This window comes from Gordonibacter pamelaeae 7-10-1-b (genome assembly GCF_000210055.1).
Taxonomy (GTDB): domain Bacteria; phylum Actinomycetota; class Coriobacteriia; order Coriobacteriales; family Eggerthellaceae; genus Gordonibacter; species Gordonibacter pamelaeae.
The window spans coordinates 3,238,027-3,239,608 of record NC_021021.1 but is presented as its reverse complement, the minus strand read 5'-3'; the positions used below and the strand labels follow the sequence as shown (position 1 = coordinate 3,239,608).

Annotated in this window: 3 protein-coding genes; 1 reads left to right on the top strand and 2 read right to left on the bottom strand. The window is 65.1% G+C overall.

What is annotated here, in order from left to right:
• Nucleotides 1-269 (bottom strand): hypothetical protein (locus GPA_RS19575; RefSeq protein ID WP_041239742.1); only part of this gene is annotated, 269 nt, incomplete at its 3' end.
• Nucleotides 256-765, bottom strand: a complete 510-nt coding sequence (locus GPA_RS14880; protein WP_227155042.1) for an RNA polymerase sigma factor — start codon at nt 763-765, stop codon at nt 256-258. The genes GPA_RS14880 and GPA_RS19575, both read right to left, overlap by 14 nt.
• A 353-nt stretch (nt 766-1,118) precedes the next feature.
• Here GPA_RS14880 and GPA_RS20450 point away from each other — a divergent pair, with 353 nt between their 5' ends.
• Nucleotides 1,119-1,250, top strand: a complete 132-nt coding sequence (locus tag GPA_RS20450) for a hypothetical protein (RefSeq protein ID WP_269446293.1) — start codon at nt 1,119-1,121, stop codon at nt 1,248-1,250.
• Nucleotides 1,251-1,582 lie beyond the last annotated feature (332 nt).

Sequence of the window (1,582 nt, the reverse complement as noted above, 5' to 3'; positions counted from 1 at the left end):
ACCGGGCCGCGCCGTGCCAGATCGGCTGCAGCTGCGCCGTCGCCGCAGGTTGCGATCAGGGCGGCGAGCATGCGCTCCTCGGCTGCGGCGGACGGTCCCATGCGGTCGAAGGCGCTTGCGATAACCGCGTCGAGCCCCGGTTCGCAGAAGGGGGCTTCCGCCGCCTGGCGTGCGCCGGGCGCATCCGCGGCGATAGCCGGCGCGGGGGCCTGCTCGTCCTCGAAGGGGTCCTCGACGGTGAAAAGGTCCTTGCGGTCACGGTCGTTCACGGCGCTCACCTCCCAACATGGTCTTAAGCAGCGCGCGGGCCTCGCTCAAGTGGCTGCGCACCGTCGAGGCGGGCGTGCCGGTGATGAGCGCGATGTCGGCGGTGCGGTACCCTTCGTAGTAGTACAGGTACACGCACGTCTTGTACTTAGGGGGAAGGGCGAGCACCGCCTCGAGCGTCTCGTCGCCGCCGACGGCCGTCCGGTCGTCGGGCACGTCGTCCGGCAGCTCCGCGGCGCATCGGCGCGCCGCGCTCTTCAGCACGTCGCGGCAGTGGTTCTGGGCGCACACGATGAGCCACGCCTTCTCGTGCTCGGCATCGTTGAAGCGCCGCGGCTTGCCGAGCAGCTTCGCGAACACGGTCTGCACCGCATCCTCCGCATCGGCCGCGTTGCCGAGATAGGTATAGCACAGGCGGTAGACCGTCTTCGCATGGCGGCGGAACACCGCGGCTATGTCGTCGTTCTTCGGCAGGTTCTCCCTTTCTGCCCCTAACACGATCGCAGGGGCGGAAATGTCGGGAAACCGGCATACTTTTTTGCGCGCGATTGCCTTGTTCCCCGCTACGGACAGTGTAGCGGATGCGTAGGCGATGGAGGGAAGCGGCTCGGGCCGTGTCAGGTCCCGCTCGCCAACCGTCGAAATGCCGTTCGAATCTTGCGCGGCAACCGTGGGGATCTTGCAGGGATCAAGCAGATTGCCGGCTCAAATTCTAAACGAGATACCGCCTGATCAAACAGCAAAAATTGAAGACGCTTCACCATGTGAAACCAGTGCGGAACGTGCTAGAATGCCTCGCGACAGCGGTGTCCGCTTCCAGCGGGTGACGCCTTAGAGATAAGGAGGACCCTATGGATAGTTTCAACCTGATCGCAGGACTCTGTTCCATCTTGTCATTTCTTCTGGCAGCCTACGACTGGTCGCAGCGAAAACGGAAAGCGAGGGGCAAGGCGAAACGAGCACCAAAAAGGCGGTCGAGCTAGCACTCTGACCGCCTAACCAAGTCCCGCGTCACCCGCCCGGACTTCCAACCCCGCGGGCACCGCTGACACCCTGCATTATACACACCGCAACGCCCGGCGCAAGCCCGTCTTTTCGGCCGTTTGCGGTATGATGGCGTGACGAGCGAGGGCGCGAGCGCCCGGAGAGGGAAGGGCCCATGGTTGGGGAGTCGGCTGCGAAAGCGGCACTGCGGGAGCATTTCGGCTACGAGGAGTTCCGTCCGGGGCAGCAGGGCGTGGTGGAGGCGATCCTTGCCGGCCGCGACGCGCTCGCGGTCATGCCCACGGGCGCGGGAAAGTCGGTGTGCTACCAG